At 61.6% G+C, this 16,030-nt stretch carries 14 protein-coding genes and 2 pseudogenes; 5 read left to right on the top strand and 11 right to left on the bottom strand.

Annotated elements, in window-relative coordinates:
- Positions 1-73: 73 nt before the first annotated feature.
- The 3 genes from FJ222_04870 to FJ222_04860 are packed head-to-tail and all read right to left on the bottom strand — an operon-like array spanning position 74 to position 1,604.
- Complete coding sequence (locus tag FJ222_04870) at positions 74-1,027, bottom strand: HipA domain-containing protein (GenBank protein MBM4163754.1); 954 nt, start codon at positions 1,025-1,027, stop codon at positions 74-76.
- Complete coding sequence (locus FJ222_04865) at positions 1,024-1,338, bottom strand: toxin HipA (protein ID MBM4163753.1); 315 nt, start codon at positions 1,336-1,338, stop codon at positions 1,024-1,026. The genes FJ222_04870 and FJ222_04865 overlap by 4 nt, the downstream gene beginning before the upstream one ends.
- Positions 1,335-1,604: a helix-turn-helix transcriptional regulator gene (locus tag FJ222_04860; protein ID MBM4163752.1), complete on the bottom strand. Its 270-nt coding sequence runs from the start codon at positions 1,602-1,604 to the stop codon at positions 1,335-1,337. Before FJ222_04860 ends, FJ222_04865 begins: the two co-directional genes overlap by 4 nt.
- A 710-nt stretch (positions 1,605-2,314) precedes the next feature.
- Between FJ222_04860 and FJ222_04855 the strand changes: the two genes are divergently transcribed.
- Positions 2,315-3,697 (top strand): ATP-binding protein, encoded by a 1,383-nt coding sequence (locus FJ222_04855; GenBank protein ID MBM4163751.1) that lies wholly within the window; start codon positions 2,315-2,317, stop codon positions 3,695-3,697.
- Positions 3,698-4,375: 678 nt separating this feature from the next.
- Positions 4,376-5,701 carry a DUF4143 domain-containing protein gene (locus FJ222_04850; GenBank protein ID MBM4163750.1) on the top strand — a complete coding sequence of 442 codons (1,326 nt, stop codon included), beginning with the start codon at positions 4,376-4,378 and terminating at the stop codon, positions 5,699-5,701.
- A gap of 337 nt (positions 5,702-6,038) precedes the next feature.
- Here the strand turns inward: FJ222_04850 and FJ222_04845 are convergent, their stop codons facing one another.
- Together FJ222_04845 and FJ222_04840 are read right to left on the bottom strand one after the other, a co-directional pair.
- Positions 6,039-6,461 (bottom strand): type II toxin-antitoxin system VapC family toxin, encoded by a 423-nt coding sequence (locus FJ222_04845; GenBank protein MBM4163749.1) that lies wholly within the window; start codon positions 6,459-6,461, stop codon positions 6,039-6,041.
- Entirely contained in the window at positions 6,448-6,642 is a 195-nt protein-coding gene (locus FJ222_04840; GenBank protein ID MBM4163748.1) for a hypothetical protein, read from the bottom strand. The genes FJ222_04845 and FJ222_04840 overlap by 14 nt, the downstream gene beginning before the upstream one ends.
- A 485-nt stretch (positions 6,643-7,127) precedes the next feature.
- Between FJ222_04840 and FJ222_04835 the strand changes: the two genes are divergently transcribed.
- Together FJ222_04835 and FJ222_04830 are read left to right on the top strand one after the other, a co-directional pair.
- A complete protein-coding gene (locus tag FJ222_04835; protein MBM4163747.1) occupies positions 7,128-7,367 on the top strand; it encodes a hypothetical protein in 240 nt (79 codons plus the stop codon).
- Positions 7,364-7,807 (top strand): type II toxin-antitoxin system VapC family toxin, encoded by a 444-nt coding sequence (locus FJ222_04830; GenBank protein MBM4163746.1) that lies wholly within the window; start codon positions 7,364-7,366, stop codon positions 7,805-7,807. Before FJ222_04835 ends, FJ222_04830 begins: the two co-directional genes overlap by 4 nt.
- Before the next feature lie 404 nt (positions 7,808-8,211).
- On the opposite strand, the gene FJ222_04825 is transcribed toward FJ222_04830, so the two are convergent.
- Positions 8,212-9,414, bottom strand: coding sequence for a type II toxin-antitoxin system HipA family toxin (locus tag FJ222_04825; protein MBM4163745.1), 1,203 nt, complete (start codon positions 9,412-9,414; stop codon positions 8,212-8,214).
- A 62-nt stretch (positions 9,415-9,476) separates the two neighbouring features.
- Positions 9,477-9,803: a helix-turn-helix transcriptional regulator gene (locus tag FJ222_04820; GenBank protein MBM4163744.1), complete on the bottom strand. Its 327-nt coding sequence runs from the start codon at positions 9,801-9,803 to the stop codon at positions 9,477-9,479.
- Between the two features lie 258 nt (positions 9,804-10,061).
- On the opposite strand from FJ222_04820, the pseudogene FJ222_04815 reads away from it, so the two are divergent.
- A pseudogene (locus tag FJ222_04815) lies at positions 10,062-10,266 on the top strand (four helix bundle protein).
- Between the two features lie 178 nt (positions 10,267-10,444).
- On the opposite strand, the pseudogene FJ222_04810 reads toward FJ222_04815, so the two are convergent.
- The 4 genes and pseudogenes from FJ222_04810 to lnt form a co-directional block, all read right to left on the bottom strand.
- A pseudogene (locus FJ222_04810) lies at positions 10,445-10,525 on the bottom strand (GxxExxY protein).
- Between the two features lie 324 nt (positions 10,526-10,849).
- Positions 10,850-12,106: an ATP-binding protein gene (locus FJ222_04805; protein MBM4163743.1), complete on the bottom strand. Its 1,257-nt coding sequence runs from the start codon at positions 12,104-12,106 to the stop codon at positions 10,850-10,852.
- Positions 12,107-12,210: 104 nt separating this feature from the next.
- Positions 12,211-13,995 carry an adenine deaminase gene (gene ade, locus FJ222_04800; GenBank protein MBM4163742.1) on the bottom strand — a complete coding sequence of 595 codons (1,785 nt, stop codon included), beginning with the start codon at positions 13,993-13,995 and terminating at the stop codon, positions 12,211-12,213.
- 104 nt (positions 13,996-14,099) lie between these two features.
- Positions 14,100-15,815 (bottom strand): apolipoprotein N-acyltransferase, encoded by a 1,716-nt coding sequence (gene lnt, locus FJ222_04795; GenBank protein ID MBM4163741.1) that lies wholly within the window; start codon positions 15,813-15,815, stop codon positions 14,100-14,102.
- Between the last annotated feature and the right edge of the window lie 215 nt (positions 15,816-16,030).

Below are 16,030 nucleotides of genomic sequence, written 5' to 3'. Positions count from 1 at the left end.
GCTTTCAGTTTTCAGCTTTCAGCTTTTCTCTTCAGCGAGACGCCGCTGCCCTACCTCGCTTCGCGCCTTCACCTTAGGCGATGCCCATGACCGTCAAGCGCTGGTCCAGGAGACGGGCATAGAGCGTCTGGTGTTCGGGCGGAAGAAAGGATTCTGCCAGGCAGGTCTTCCACACGGGGACGGCGGACTGAATGTCGGCCAGAACCTTCCCGATGATCTTGTCGGGAAGGGCGAGCCGCTCGTGGGCGAAGTAGTCGACCCAGGTGTTGCGCGTGAGGCCGCGTTTCTTGCCTTGAAGCGGCAGGGCGATCTCCTCGATCTGATCGGGGCGTTTGCCGATGCTCAGGAAGGCGACGGTCGTGCTGAGAGCGTCGTACGCCGGAGCCAGCCCGACTTTTCCATCGCGGGTGATCAGGGAGAAATTCTTGACATGCATGTCTTCGTTGCCGACGATGAAATTGAACAGGCACCGCTTGAACAGGCTCACTTTCTCTATGGCGGGGAACGTGCAGTAGGCATCCAGGATCTTCACGATCCGCTCCATGCTGAAGTCGTACTTCGTTTCCCGGCTCAGTCCCGCGAGCTGGGCAAAATCCTCGACCGCCAGCTTGCCGTTGTGGCCGACACGGTCGAAGCGGCGGATGAAGTAGGACCATGAACCGTCGGCGCAGCGCACGAGTCCGCTGAGCGGCACATCAATCCCGCACAGGCCGGCCAGATGCAGGGTGAGGCCTTCGTTCTCCGGAAGATGAGGATACACATCGTGTTGCGGCTTGATCACATAGCGCCCGCCGCAATCCACGATTTCGAACAGCCCCGCTTTCGCGTTGAGGCGGACACTCAGCTTCGGTTGGACGCCCTGGATGGACATCTTCGCGGCGTGGATGACCGCTTCGCGGCGCTGTTGCCGGGCATCGTAGGGAAAATCCAGCAACTGCTTGAGATTCGGCGACAGCAGGCGCAATCCGGCCGACGAATAGCGCTCGTCAGCCGGGCAGGAGCGGTAGGTGATGGGACACCGGTTCACGCGTGATCCTCCCCGGTGACCGTGACCGCGCCAACCATGTCGCCGCCAACAGCCAGAAGCTGTCCGAAAAGATCGGTGCGGTCTATCTTGCACTGGCGCAACAAGCCCTCCAGCATCGCGCCTTCCGGCAATAACCCCTCGAAGAAAGGCGGAAAGACCTCAAAGACGAACGCGCGTTCTGAAACGGGCAGCGACAACGACACCGGCGGTCCCGAATAAGCGTCATCGTAACGAAACACATACCGGCCCGGCGCCGGCTCTTCCAGCACACCGGCCCGCTGCCCCATGACGTCAACCCGTGCGCGCCTCATGATGGATCCTTCCCCTGAGTTGTGTTCGGGTGGGATTGAATGGCTTGCAAGCACTCCGCCATCAGCGGGCTTGCGAGGGTCAGCACGATATTGAGGGCGCGCAAAACGGCCATGAGCGTAGCCAGGCGTACCGTTGACTTGCCTTTTTCGATGTCGAAGACGGATGTTTTGCCGATACCCGCCAAGGCGGCGAGTTCGCTTTGGCTCAAGCCGCTTCGCCGCCTATGATAACGAATCACGGCACCAATTTCTGGAGATCCCTGCATGGATAAGATATGGACGCTTTGACCTGTCATGGCGGTAATAATAACCTGTAATCGTAGCGGCGTCAACGAGAAACACCAATAATACCGCGATGGCGGTATGGACTGGAAATAAGCTTTTGCAGAATGGCCGCGAAAGAACGCAAAGAACGCAAAACAGGCAGTTTCTTTGAGCTCCTTGCGTTTTTTTGCGGCAACTCACAATCCATAAGGGACAGACTTGAATGGCGTGATTGAAAGCCCGCGGAAGACCCGGATGGGGCAGGAGGCCGTGATCGGGTCGTTTGAATCTGGGTAACCGTTCACGGCCCCGCCGTCAGGACTTGCCTGCATTTCCTCGTGACTCGAACGTCCGACGAAGCCGTTCGACGAAGCGTAAACGACGACGTGTGCGACGAAGACCGGCGACGACGTGTCTGGCCAACGCTCGCTCAACACTTCGTCCCTACACCTCGTCCCACACGTCGTCGTTTACACTTCGTCCCACACCTCGTCGTTTAAACCCCCACGTGTCCCCAGATGACCTTGAGAAGAGAAGGCAATAGACCCTTAACTTAGCGCCATTCGGGACGGGCCTTGCATTCACCGCCGATCTGGACATGCTCTCATCGAAGGTCAACGGGGATTCATATTTTCGCTTGCACGAAGCATAATATATGATATTATCCAATCATGTTTGATCAACTAGCGTGATTTATTCCAATGGAGACGCTATGAAAAGAACGGCTGAAAATGAATTAGTCTTGTGGAAAACCAGGATCGGCAGAAAGCCTCTGATTGTGCGCGGGGCCCGGCAGGTTGGTAAAACCTACCTCGTGGAAACAGTTGGCAGGAGCTGTTTTGACTCTGTTCTGACGGTGAATCTGGAACAGAAAGATGATCTGCACGCGCTATTTAACCGCATGGATGCCAAACGGATTGTTCAGGAATTGAGCCTGTATTTCAATCAGCCCATTGTGCCGGACAAGACGCTCTTATTCCTGGATGAGATCCAAGCATGTCCCCAGGCGATCAGCGCGCTTCGGTATTTCCATGAAGAACTACCTGGTTTGCATGTCATCGCGGCGGGTTCCCTTCTGGATTTTGCCCTTCGGGAGTTCAAGCATTCCATGCCGGTGGGGCGCATCGAATACGTGCATCTGAATCCCCTTACATTCCAGGAGTTCTTATCTGCCCTAGGCGAAAACGCGCTGGTCGATCATCTGGAACAGTACGAGGTTGGCGCTGAATTCGGGGAAGCCGCGCATGCCCGTTTACGCGAGCTTCTCCGGGTCTATTTCTTCGTCGGCGGCATGCCGGCCGTGGTCGCGGCGTATGCGGAACGCCGTGACATGCTCGAAGCCCAACGCACACTGGCATCCATCGTCACGACGTTGCAGGACGATTTCGCCAAGTATGGCACGCGTGCGCAACAGCGACAGATGCGCCAGGTCGTGCGCCACGCTTCGCGGAGCATCGGCCAGAAGGTGCGCTACGTGAACATCAGCCGCGAAGCGCGCGCGGACGCCTTGCGCACGGCGCTGGAACTGCTCGAACTCAGCCGGATCCTGACACTCGTGCGACACAGTTCGGCGAATGGAGTTCCGCTCGACGCAGAAGCGTCTGAGCGCCACTTTAAGCCGCTGCTGCTGGACATTGGCCTCTGCAACAACATGTGCGGCCTGCATCTGCCGGATGCGACGGACCTGCTTGGCGCGCACGAGGGCAGACTCGCCGAACAGTTCATCGGGCAGGAGCTTCACGCCTTGGCGCCCACCTTTCAGGAGAGACCCTTATTCTATTGGCACCGCGAGTCAAAGAATGCCAATGCGGAGGTGGACTATCTGTATGCGCACGAAAGCCATGTCATTCCCGTGGAGGTCAAGGCAGGCACCTCCGGAAGCCTCAAATCCATTCAGCGGTTCTTGTCCGAGAAGAAGCGGACGTTTGCCCTGCGTTTCAACATGGACCGCCCCTCGTTGGGTTCGTTTTCGATGGATATCGGCGACAAGACCGGCGTAAACGAGATCGCCTTCACGCTCCTATCCCTGCCGCTCTACCTGGCCGGCCAGACAGACCGATTGCTTCGAAAACAGTTCCAGAACGAACGCAAATAGATCGCGTGGGCCCATAAAGGCAAAGGCCTGACAAGGGACAGGCCGGAGGAGAAAAGCTGAAGAGAAAAGCCAGCCGCCCGCAGAGCGGGAACATACGTAAGGGTAACTGAATCAGAATGTTGTGACGATTTTCAAAGCAACTTCAAGATTGAAGTTATGGACGAGAGACTGACGACACGGTGAGGGGCGGGTCGGGCGAGAGCCTGGCCCGCCCTTTTCTTGGCGAAGGGTTCTCCGGCGCGATTCGTCGGAGTACCGACTTCAGCCGGACGTTCGCACGGGAAGACTGATTCGACGAAGTGTGGGGACGAAGCGTAAACGACGAAGTGTGGGGACGAAGTGGAGCGACAACGTGTAGCCTGCGGACCGGACAGACACTTCGTCGCCCGGCTTTGTCGCACTCATCGTCGGATACGCTTCGTCGAACGGCTTCGTCGAACCGTGGGGGTTGGGACAATCCGGGCTTGGCCCGCATGGCGAAACAATCCATAAGGGACAGGCCTGAATGGCGCTAAGTTAAGCGCTGCTTCTGATCATAATCCTAATCCTAATCGTAATCCGTTCTCCACCAGTAGATTACGATTACGATTACGATTAAGTAACCCTCATCAGAACTGCCATGCGCCCGGTTGCGGAAATCTATTTGACAAAACCAGTCATTTTTGGGAAACTCTCTTAATGAAACGAGACATCCATCCGGTTCTTGCAGGCCTGCTGTCCGCCCCCCGGCATCGCGATGTAGTCCTGGTGGAAGGTGCGCGGCAGGTAGGCAAATCCACCCTGGTCAAACAGGTGTTGGCGGAAATGGAGTGTCCGAAGGTCGCCATCGATCTGGAAAAAGACCGGAAGATTGCCCGCTTGATCGACAAGACGGCGGATTTCGAAGATTTCAGGTTGCTGCTGCGGGATCAGTGCGGGCTCAAGGAGAACGGCAGCATTCTCTTCATTGATGAAGCCCAGGAGTGCCCGGTGCTTGCCCGGTACGTGAAGTCGTTCAAGGAGGACTGGCGCGGGGTCCGTGTCGTGCTGACCGGTTCCTCCATGCATCGTCTTTTCGGGAAGGATGTTCGGATTCCGGTTGGCCGAACGAAAAGCCTGTGCGTGCTTCCGTTCAGTTTTCCGGAGTTCCTGCGGTGCCTGAGCGAAACCGAGCTGGCCGACTTTGTGGCCACGACGCCCGAGTCGATCCCGCCCTCCCGGCATGAACACGTGCTGCAGTTCTACGACCGCTACCTACATGCCGGAGGATACCCGGAAGCCGTAAAAGCGCTGGCGGCCGGCGAAGCGGCGGAGCCTGTGATCGACGAGATCGTCGGGACACTGCAAGACGACTTTGCCCGCAAGGAGGATTATGAGCCTGCCCTTTTCGAGTCGGCGATCCGGGCTATCGCCAATCACGTGGGCAGTCCGTCAAAATACACGCATCTGGACACGACCAAGTACGCCGCGAAACAGGTGTTTGCCGCCCTGAGCGTCTGGCACCTGCTCATCGAGGTCCAGCCCCAGGCGATCGATCCGCAGCACTCGGACTTTCTTCCCAAGCGGTATCTGCATGATTTGGGGGTCGTCAATCGCCACCGCAGTCTGGCCGTTCCCGCAATCTCCCTGTTGCGAACGCTCGATCCGCCGTTACGGACGCCGCTCGGAGGGTTGTTCGAAAACGCGGTTCTTCTGAATCTTCTGGAGGGGGGATCGGCCAAGAAAAAGATCGGCACATGGCGAAAGAGCGCCGGGAGCGCCGTGGAGGTGGACTTCGTCATGGACGCCGTTGAAATGGGGCTGAAAATACCGATCGAATGCAAAGCAACCCTGGCCGTCAAACGAAGGCACGCGGATGGCGTGGCGGATTACCTCCGGACGACGCGCCAACCGATCGGTGTGCTGGTGACCGCCGCCCCCCTCGAGGTCATCTCCTGCGGCGAAGGGTGCTGCGTGCTCAATATCCCGGTATACCTGGCAAGCAGGGAAAATATCCTGCGCTACGCGCAGAAGCACGTGTCGTAATGGGTCCGAAACCCCGCAAGAACCCGTATCAACTCGGGTTATGGCGAAAAGGGACGGGCATTCCCTCGATCACCATTCTATTTCTGGAGATGGGGCCATCGGCGTCGGGGTCGGTATCGGTATCGGTATCGATAAAACCGACGGAAAATCGACCCCGACCCCGACCCCGACAACCCACCCACTCACTCACTACAAGGTTCCGGTGATGCTACGGCCGCGGCGCTTCGGCAAAAGCCTCTGGTGCTCGATCCTCGAGTTGCCAATCATCATGAGCGGATTGGAATTGCTAACAGCCTTTTGCCAGCACCCTCCGTGCGCGTGATCGCCAGCCTGTGTATCAGCGGAGGACCAGAGCCTTGATGCCGCCATAGGCGAGGAATCCCTGGTCGAACGACACGTTCACGAAGCCGCCGGCCTCGGCGAACGCCACAAGATAGGCATCGCCCCAAACTCGGTGCGAATAAGCGCATCCGCGTGTGCGTTGGCGCCAATGCCGCTCCAAGTCGGCCGGTTCCTCCGCAAAGAAGACACGCCCATCGCGCAAAAGAGCATCGTAGTTCTTCCATGCCTCGGTCAGGGTTACGACATCATCCCGCATTACGGATTGGTTTGTGGACAACCGCAGGAACCCCTGCTGCGTAAACCGGCAGAACGCGCAGTCCTTGGGACCCAGCGTGTCGAACCACGTGACCGCCGACCGATGGTGCATATGCGCCTCGAACACAAGCGCCAGCCACACATTGACGTCAGGTATGTGCATGGACGTCCTCCGTCAGCATGGCCTCCGCGATGGTGTCCGCCGTGATTTTCAGAGATCCGGGACGGCTCGACCGAACCAGCGGGAGTTTCACCCGGCGTCGCACGGAGGCGTCGCGTGAAGCGCCATCGAGTTCATGCACAACGGCGTCGAGAATGAACGCCCGCAATGTGCGGCCACGCATGGCCGTTTCAGCCTTGGCTCGACGAAAGATCCCGTCTGGAAGCACAACCGTTGTTTTCATGGACACATAAAAGCATATTGCTGCTTTTACGTCAAGCCAAAGCTGAAGCCTGACAAGACCCTGACACGGCGCAAAGAACACAGAGAGCCAGCTTGATTCTTCCATGCGATCTCGTCCATAACTTCAAGCTGCCGCGAGGGATCGTCCTCGTCGTCGTCGTCGTCGTCCTCGATTTCCGAGGACGAGGACGAGGACGAGGACGAAAGACAACCCGGATTTTCATTTCCAGTTACCCCATCGTTTCTTCGCGGCGAAGCCGCGCGGCGGGCTTTTCTCTTCAGCGAGACGCCGCTTGGGAACCATCCATCCCCACGGTAGCGCGATTGTGTCGTGATCCAGCGGACGGATCCATAAGGGACAGACTTGAATGGCGCTAAGTTATTTGATGTTTGACTTCGCCTCCATGTTCCCCGATAATGGGACACATGAAAACAGCAACGGTTCGACAGATCCATAACGAGTTCGGCCAGGTCCTGGAATGGGTGAAGAGCGGGGAGGAAGTTCTCGTGCAACGACGGCGAAGCGTGGTGGCCCGCATCCTGCCGCCTCCGAGCCAGACCGAGCGCGTTCTGCCCGACTTCATGGCGCGTCTCCGGAAGCAGTTCGGAACCAAGGTCACGCCCGATTCCTCCGCGCTGTTCGATGAAATGCGAGGAGAGCGGTGAGCGCCTATTTCGATTCAGGCGTGCTCATCAAACTCTACGTGCCTGAGTCAAACTCTTCCGACGCGGCGGCTTGGGTGCGGCAGTACGACGGCCCCATCGTTTTCACGCAACTTCAAGAGAATGAAGTTCGCAACGCGATCCGGCTGAAGTCCGCCCGCAAGGAGATCACCGACGCCCAGCTTCGGGCGGCGCTGGCCAGCATCACGGCCGATGTCGAGCAGGGAACCTTGAACCGGCCCTCCCTCGACTGGGTGAGCGCCTGGCAGACGGCGGAGCAACTCTCCCAGCGATACGCCCACGAGACCCTCTGCCGCACGCTGGACAGCCTGCACGTCGCCGTGGCGCGCGTCCTGAGAATCAGCGCCTTCATCTCGCTGGACGAGCGGCAACGCAAGCTTGCGAAGAAGGCCGGCCTGCGCGTCAGGCCGGAAGGGAACTGACGCCCCCACGCCAGATAGGACATCACCTGCGCAGTGGGGATGGGGGCAAGTGCATCTACGGTCTTCAGTTCCACGACGAGTTTGCCGGTAAACCCACAAGCTGAAATGCTGAAAAGCTGAAAAGCTGAAAGGGCAGTCCACTGGATCATGGCAATCATCGAAATCGGGATCGAAATCGCTATCGCTATCGACGGAAAACCTGGAATTTCGACCCCGATACCGATACCGATACCGACCCCGATTCACACCCCACCCACTCACCCACTCACCCACACACACCCACACACCCACAGACCCACACACGCGCATTCCCTGTGGCATTCGTCATGATCCGCGGCGCGGCGAGACGCCGCTGCCCTACCTCGCTTCGCGCTTTTTCTGATCCGCCTTTCAGCTTTCCGTTTTCATGCTCTTTGAAACGCCGGCGCCATCTCATCCTGCTCGGCCTTTGAGATCCGCTTGTGTGCGGCTACCTGTCGCCATCGCCCAACGGCGACGCGGATCGCCGCCATCTGTGCCTGGGCATCCGAGAGGGGCAGGCGGAATGAGTCCGTCACCTCCATGGCCAAAGCCAGGTCGAGACGATTGTCGTTTCCGGCAATATTCAACGTCAAGCCTGAGCCCTGAGGGTTCGGATTCATGTCGTAAGCAGGCGCCAGCGTCCACCCCTCGTTGGGCGCCAACAGGAAACCATGATTCCGCAAATGGTCGTCGGTGTTGCTCACACAGATGTTGAAGACGATTCTTCGCCATAGCTCAGCGAGATCTTCGGCCACCGCCACGCCATTTCGCATGATGAACTCGGCCAGTTCCAGATAGCTGACCCCTGAGGCCGCGTCAGTTCCATCCGCATATCCCAAAAGGGTCATGGCCGAGGCAAAGTGAATCCGCCCGCCTGTCGGAAGTCGGTCGAACCGCCGCGACAAATAGGTGTGCCTGCGCTGTGTAAGCCGCTGTAACTTCCCCTCAGGGACCCGCAGTCCGGACAAACGGGCCAGTTCATTGACAACGGCCTCCCATGCGCCGACATCCACCCCGTCCCGCCGGCTCGGAAATTTCGCAATCCAGAGGCTGCCCTGATCGTCCACGACACCTGCTTTGGGCCTGGCGCCGCCCAGCGAGGAGCCCGGTGCCAGAAGTTGGTTGATCCATTTCAAGGCGTCGTCGTCACGCCCCGTCTCGTCCGCTTCGAACATGAGGCTGGCATGCTCCAACTCGCGCAGCGAAGTCAGCGGCGGGGTCGCCAGATGCTCATCGCTGTTCAAGAAGCCGGAACGACCGTCCTCCTGAAAACGGAGGGCCCCCATGCGTTGGCCGTCGTAGACCCCCAGCAGATAGTCGAGTTCGGAAAGCGGCCTTTCGAGACGTCCTTCGCGGCGGGCATAGCACGCTTCCCGACGCCGCATCAGCAGCCGCCCCCACCGATCCGGCGAGGAATCGAGGAATAGTCCGAAATTCGGCCTTCCCTCGCGCAGGTAGTGCCGCCCTTCAAAGAGCGCAAGGTCAGGGTCCAGTTGTTGTGCGACGCCACCGGACAGCCAGGCATCGTCGTACGCAAACGAAAAGACCTCCTTGCCGCGGTTCCGGTCTGCGGAAAGAAGTCCCATGCGACGGGGACCGCCCAACTGCGTCCAATCGGCATAGACGCGAACCTGCCTCGTGGTTGCGCTCACGGCAAAACCCCTTTTTTCAAACGCGGCGACCGGCTGCGCGCGGGAAGTCCGGCATCCTGCAATTTGCGGCCCAAGACATCATCCGTGGCCACGCGCGACAGATCCCCCTCCAGATTCAGCACAAACAGGACAAGAAAATAAGCGCCCAGCGCCACGCGGGGATTTCCCCTTTCAATCTGCCAGAGCGTCGACCGACTGATTCCTGCCCGTTCTGCCACCGACTCTGCCCGCAAACGGCGGCGCAGTCGGGCCAGCTTGATGCGCTCACCCAACACGGGCAGGATCTTGTTCGCCGAACTCGGCAATCTGGGCGTTTGTTTCATAATGTCGTGTATCATGCACAAAATGTGTGATAGTGTCCACTATAAACTACGTGAGGCTCTTGCATAACCTCAGAGAAAAGCTGAAATGCTGAAAAGGGAGGCCACGGGAGTATGGCCATCGTCAAGGCTCTACGGCGACGGTATCCCGGCGACGTAGGGCGCATGGCCGTTCTGATGAGGGTTACTTAATCGTAATCATAATCGTAATCGTAATCGTAATCTTGCTTTGCTCCTGCATGTGATCATAAAAAGTCACCCATGAAAACGGTTTTTGATCATGAGAAGCTGACTGTTTATCAGAAGTCGGTCAGATTTGTCGCTTGGGCAGACGAGATCTTGGAGACCCTGCCCAAGGGACTGGCAGTCCATGGCCAGTTGGACAGGGCTTCGACGTCCATTCCTTGTTCGAATTGTCTCCATGCTGGTCGGATTGATCCGTAGCACATCCCCTGATCGTGTGCATGAGCCGGGAGCCGTCTACGAGCCGGATCGGCAAAGGGTGGGGGATTACGATTACGATTACGATTAGGATTAGGAATTAACGACCTCATCAGAACTGCCATGCGCCCGGCGACGTAGCAGCCTGTTGTTGGAACTTGTTTTTCTCCCGCAGAGGCGCAGGGGCGCAGAGGCTGTTCTTCCTCAAGCAGCCTCGGCCCAAGCTCGCGATGCACCGCAATCGCTGCTTCGATCACACATGTCCCGATCTCGTTCTCTGTCATCCTCTGCGCCTCCGCGCCTCAGCGGGAGTCAACGCTCTTTCTTCTTCTTCTCTGGTTCCAACATCGGAATCGCTATCGAAATCGCTATCGATGGGACATTCGACCACACACACCCACAACACCCACACACTGCTTCTGCGCATTCCCTGTGGCATTCGTCATGATCCGCGGCGCGGCGGGACGCCGCTGCCCTACCTCGCTTCGCGCATTTTCTGATCCGCCTTTCAGCTTTCAGTTTTCAGCTTTCAGCTTTTCTCTTCAGCGAGACGCCGCTGCCCTACCTCGCTTCGCGCGTTTCCTGATCCGCCTTTCAGCTTTCAGCTTTCAGCTTTTCTCTTCAGCGGGACGCCGCTTGGGAACCATCCATCCCCACGGTAGCGCGATGGTGTCATGATCCAGCGGACGGGCTTTTCCGGCATGCAACACCACGCCTCGAATCACCGCGCGTGTGTTCTTCAGGGAATTTCGGAATGCGCGGATTCCGGTCGCGTCATCCGGGGTCACCTGGCGGCCCGCCTTGATTTCGAGCGCGACGAGGCTGCCGTCCTGTTCGAGGATGAAGTCGACTTCGTTGTTTTGCCGGTCACGCCAGAAGTGCAGTCGGCGCCGATGCGGTTCCAGGGCGCGCCACGACTGCAGGGTCTGAAACAGGGTTTGTTCCAGCCAGAACCCGACGTCCATGCGCCCCGCGAGGTCGGTTGCAGACCTGATCCCGGCAAGGGCGGCGGCAAGTCCGCAATCGGACCAAAACAGTCTCGGCGCCTTCACGAGCGCGCCGGATAAATTGGTCCCCAGCGGGCGGATGCGTGTGAGGATGCAGCCGGTTTCGAGAAGATTCAGGTAGCGGTGGGCGGTCGGATGACTGATGGCGGCATCGCGGGCAAGATCGGCCTGGTTCAGCAGTTTCCCCGTCCGCTGCGCCGCGAGAACCATGAGGCGCTGAAAATCCGGCAGATTGGAAACCGCGCTCAACTGACGCAAATCGCGTTCCAGGTATGTCTGCGTATACGCGGCAAACCACAGACTGCGGTCGGCGTCGGCGTCGAGCCGCAGCGCCGGCGCAAACCCTCCGCGCAGCAGCCACGACGGCCAATCCCCCGGTTCATCAGGCCATGTGCGCCAATCGAAGTCGTCGGCGAACAGACGATCCAGCGGCGCCAGCGCATCCGGACGTTCCTGCCACTCTGCGGGGCAGAACGGCGGAAGTTCCAGATAGACAGCCCGTCCACCCAGGGAGTCCGCGACCTGGTGCATCAGGAGCAGGTTTGCGGATCCGGTCAGGATGAAATCACCCGCGTGGCGATGCGCGTCGACCGCCCGCTTGACGGCCAGCAGGAAGTCGGGCGCGCGTTGAACTTCATCCAGCGTGACGGGACGTGTGGCCAGCAAGGCGTCGGGATCGCGTCTGGCCTGGTCCAGCACGCCGACGTCATCCAGAGTGAAACACATCCTCGTTGGATCGACCAGTTGCGTAAGCGTCGACTTTCCCGTCTGGCGCGCGCCGACGACCACACTCACGGGCAGCACGCGAAGCGCCGCTTCCAGGTTTCGCTGAAACCATCTCGGTTTAGGTTTGTTCATGTCGTGAAATATAATATTTCACGGCGTGAAATGAAAGTAAAAAATCCAGATCGTGGAGTCGCCTTTCCGTCCATAGCAGGATCGGGGACGAGGGCCGCGATACCTTATCGGTCAACGTCAACGTCGATAGCGAAATTTGACTTGCGCCGCTCAGGGGGACAAAGAGCTGGCGCCTCGTCCGCTGTTTCGCCGAGGGATTGCCAGAAATCAACGGGCTTGAAGTGAACCGCGTCGAACAGCCCTTGATCGGTGAGCTTGAGCGCCGGGATCACCGGCAGGGCCAGGAACGAGAGCGTCATGAAGGGGGCCCTCAGCGTGCAGCCGCAGGCGCGGACTGCGGCGTCGAGGCGCGCAGTGGCCGCCGCAGCCTCTTCGCAGGATCCCGCGCTCATCAGCCCGGCGACCGGCAGGGGCATCACCCGCACGCCCGTGCCGTCGGCCACGGCCAGTCCGCCGCCGTGCGCCACCACGGCGTTGACCGCTGCGGCCAGCGCGTCGTCGTCGGCCCCCGCGGCGATCACCGGGTGCGAGTCGTGGGCCACGCTGGCCGCCAGGGCGCCGCGGCCGAGACCCAGCCCCGCAACCAGCGCCAGCGCGGGCGGCGCGCCGGCGGCATAGCGGTTGAAGACGGCGAGCTTCGCCAGGCCGCGCGCGGGGTCGGCGACCACGCCGCCGCCGCGGACGGTCGGGATGCACACGATGGCGTCGGTCGCCAGCTCGCCCTCGCGCACGCCGATCACGCGGCACGCGCCCGCGCGCGCCGGTATGCGGAAGGCCTCCGCCGACACGGGCCGCAGGGCAAACTGGTTGGGCTGGCGCAGCGGCGCCAGCTCGGGGATCTCCGAGCGGCCGTCTGCCGCCAGCACATGTCCGCCGATCACCGTCCGCCGGACGCGGAAATCGCGCAGATCCTCAACCTCGATCCAGTCGGCCCGGTCGCCGACGCGGAGCTGCCCGACCGCGAGCCCGTAATGGCGCACCGGGTTGACGCAGGCCGCCCGCAGCACATCGAACACATCCAGACCCGCGCCGACCGCAATCCGGACCAGATCGTTGATGTGCCCCTCCAGCAGATCGTCCGGGTGCTTGTCGTCGGAGCAGAGCATGCACGCGCCGGGATGCCGGGCGAGCACCGGCAGCAGCGCCTCGAACGTCCGCGCCGCCGACCCGCGCCGCAGGATGAGGGTCATCCCTGCGGCCGCCTTCTCCTCCGCCTCCTCCAGAGTCAGGCATTCGTGGTCGGTGGTGATCCCCGCCGCGATGTACGCCCGCAGCGCCGCGCCGCGCAAGCCCGGCGCATGCCCGTCGATCGGCTTGCCGCGCGCCCGCGCCGCCGCGAGCTTCGCGATCAGGTCCGGATCGCCCCCGAGCACGCCCGGCACGTTCATCACCTCGGCGAGGTGGGTCACGCCGGGACGGTCAAGCAGCGCGGCGACGGCGGCGGCGTCCAGCGTCGCCCCCGCCGTCTCGAACGGCGTGGCCGGGACGCAGGAGGGCACGCCCGTCGCGACCACGAACGGGGTGCGGGCCGCCTCGGCCAGCATGAAGTCCACCCCGTCCGCGCCGAGCACATTGGCGATCTCGTGCGGATCGGTCACAGCCGCAACCGTCCCGTGCCGCACCGCCGCCCGCGCGAATGCGGCGGGGGTGATCAGCGCGCTTTCGATGTGGATGTGCGCGTCAACAAAGCCCGGCAGGATGAACCCCGGCCCGGGCGACGCCTCGGGCGCCACCGCTGCGATGCGGCCCCCGGCCCCGACCACGATCCGGGCGCCGAACAGCCGCCGTCCCGCCACATCCACAACCGTCCCGCTGACGCAGGTCACGCCGTCGCGTGCGGCCGATGCGGGGGTGTGTCCATGGATTCTGCCCTGAAGATGCGCGTCCATGCCGGCAAGGATGCCCCAACGGATCGGGGATGTCAATAGGAAGCGCTTGCAAAACCTCCTTCGTCGGTTTTGCAAGAGAGAAGTCAGAAGTCAGGAGTCAGGAGTCAGGAGTCAGAAGTCAGAATATGAGAACACGCTGCCCGGGAGGGTCTCGCGAGCACCGCCAGCAGGAGGGCGAGCATTGCGGCCGTGGCGAGCGGGAGGTCGCCGAACCGGGTATAGGGGGTGCGGGGGCGTTCGGCGCTAGCGATGGAGGCGGGCCAGAAAAAGGGGACGCGTTCGTCGGACAGGGCAAACATCGAGTCGAAGCGGGTGACGCGGCCGAAGGGATCCACCGCGCAGGTGACGCCGGTGTTGCCGCAGCGGAGCAGGGGAACGCCGTTCTCGACGGCGCGGAAGACCGCCTGGCGCATGTGGTGCTCGGGCTCGATCGATCCGTCAAACCAGGCGTCGTTGCTGATGTTGATCAGCGCCCGCGCCCCGCGGCGAACCGCGCGGCGGCTGAGGCGGCTGAACAGATCCTCGAAGCAGATCAGCACGCTAAAGGCGAGCTCGCCGGGCTGGCCGTCACGACGGCCAATCCGCAGCACGCTGCTCTCGCGGCCGGGGGTGCAGCTAAATCCGGTGGGCGCGAGGCGCGCGAGCAGCGGAATCCACGCATCGCCGGGAATGAATTCGCCAAAGGGCACGAGGTGCTGCTTGCGGTAACGGCCGATCGGAAGGCCGTTGGTGGCAAAGAGCCACGCGGCGTTGTAATACCGGATCTGCCGGGGGCCGCCGGGGCGGTCGAGCGCCTCGACCTCCACGGCGCCGGTCAGGAGGGGCGCGCCAGCTTCGGCGGCGGCGTCCGCCGCCAGCTTCATCACCGCCGCCTCAATCGGAACGGCGCCGTTGACGGCGGTTTCCGGCCAGACCACGAGGTCGGGCCGGACCCCCGAGGCCAGGCGGGTGAGGTCGGCGAGCACCTCCCGCTGCGCGTCGACGATCGCCTCGGTGATGGAGAAGATCGAGGGGGTATTGGGCTGCACGAGGACGACGCGCCAGTCGTCCGCCGCGGGACGCGTCGGATTGTGCTGCAGGCGCCGCACACCCCAGACCCAGACCGCGAGGATGAGCACCATCGGGACGAGCGTCTCGAGCGATGGCGTGAGCGACCGCCGCGGCCGCGCCTCGGACGGCTGGCCGGTCCAGGCGCGCGCGACCGGCGCGACGGTGCGTTCGATCATGCTGGCGATCGCGGCGTTGGCCAGAACGACGAGCGCCGAAACCCCGAGGACGCCGCCCAGGGCGGCGATCTGGATCAGCGTGGGGTTCCGGGCCAGCGCCACGCCGATCCCGTTCCACGGGAAGCCGCCGAGCAGGATGCCGCGGAGGAATTCAGCCGCCACCCACAGCAGCGGTTCGCCAAGCCAGACCCGCGCGAGACGCCCCGCCCCGCCCGGCGCGCGCCCCCCCTGCCAGAGCCGGGCGGAGGCCCATCCAAAGAGGGCGAAGAATCCGGCGCACCAGGCCGCCAGGAGGCTCTGACCCAGCAGGACGAGCGCCAGCGGCCCGCCGTTGCCCACAAGCTGCCAGAGCCAGGATAACCCCGGAACCCAGAAGCAGAGGCCGGCCAGACCGCTCCATGCGGCGGCGGCGCGCGGCGTGCTGTGACGCGCGATCAGAATCACCGGAACCAGCGCAATCCAGGCGCACTCCTCCTGGTCGAAGGGCGGCAGCGCCGCGGTGTGGCACACCCCGGTCAACACCGCCCCCGCCAACCGCAACAGGTTGGATCGGTCGGAAAAGAGCGCGCGCCAGTAACGTGCGGGGTGTGACATAGAGGCGATACTATAGGCCAACTCGCCACGGTTCGGCAATGGATAATGCAATCGGTTGGCCACGGGGGGGGGGAGTGTGTGGGTGTGTGGGTGTGTGGGTGTGTGGGTGCGTCTCGCCGCGCCGCAGCGAATGGATCAAGGCATTGATCGCTATCGAATTGAAAGGGGAATTCTGCTCAGCCCCCGACAGCTCACACGCCCACACACCGCTGTCG

The organism is Lentisphaerota bacterium, from assembly GCA_016873675.1.
Taxonomy (GTDB): domain Bacteria; phylum Verrucomicrobiota; class Kiritimatiellia; order RFP12; family JAAYNR01; genus VGWG01.
Note: the sequence above shows the minus strand (reverse complement) of the source record. Positions and strands in the feature narration are given on the sequence as shown.

Bases quoted from the DNA above. Each gene is read 5' to 3' on its own strand.
- FJ222_04865 (MBM4163753.1), bottom strand. From the start codon at position 1,338: ATGAGGCGCGCACGGGTTGACGTCATGGGGCAGCGGGCCGGTGTGCTG.
- FJ222_04860 (MBM4163752.1), bottom strand. From the start codon at position 1,604: ATGCAGGGATCTCCAGAAATTGGTGCCGTGATTCGTTATCATAGGCGG.
- FJ222_04855 (MBM4163751.1), top strand. From the start codon at position 2,315: ATGAAAAGAACGGCTGAAAATGAATTAGTCTTGTGGAAAACCAGGATC.
- FJ222_04850 (MBM4163750.1), top strand. From the start codon at position 4,376: ATGAAACGAGACATCCATCCGGTTCTTGCAGGCCTGCTGTCCGCCCCC.
- FJ222_04845 (MBM4163749.1), bottom strand. From the start codon at position 6,461: ATGCACATACCTGACGTCAATGTGTGGCTGGCGCTTGTGTTCGAGGCG.
- FJ222_04840 (MBM4163748.1), bottom strand. From the start codon at position 6,642: ATGCGTGGCCGCACATTGCGGGCGTTCATTCTCGACGCCGTTGTGCAT.
- FJ222_04835 (MBM4163747.1), top strand. From the start codon at position 7,128: ATGAAAACAGCAACGGTTCGACAGATCCATAACGAGTTCGGCCAGGTC.
- FJ222_04825 (MBM4163745.1), bottom strand. From the start codon at position 9,414: ATGGGACTTCTTTCCGCAGACCGGAACCGCGGCAAGGAGGTCTTTTCG.
- FJ222_04820 (MBM4163744.1), bottom strand. From the start codon at position 9,803: ATGAAACAAACGCCCAGATTGCCGAGTTCGGCGAACAAGATCCTGCCC.
- FJ222_04805 (MBM4163743.1), bottom strand. From the start codon at position 12,106: ATGAACAAACCTAAACCGAGATGGTTTCAGCGAAACCTGGAAGCGGCG.
- ade (MBM4163742.1), bottom strand. From the start codon at position 13,995: ATGGACGCGCATCTTCAGGGCAGAATCCATGGACACACCCCCGCATCG.
- lnt (MBM4163741.1), bottom strand. From the start codon at position 15,815: ATGTCACACCCCGCACGTTACTGGCGCGCGCTCTTTTCCGACCGATCC.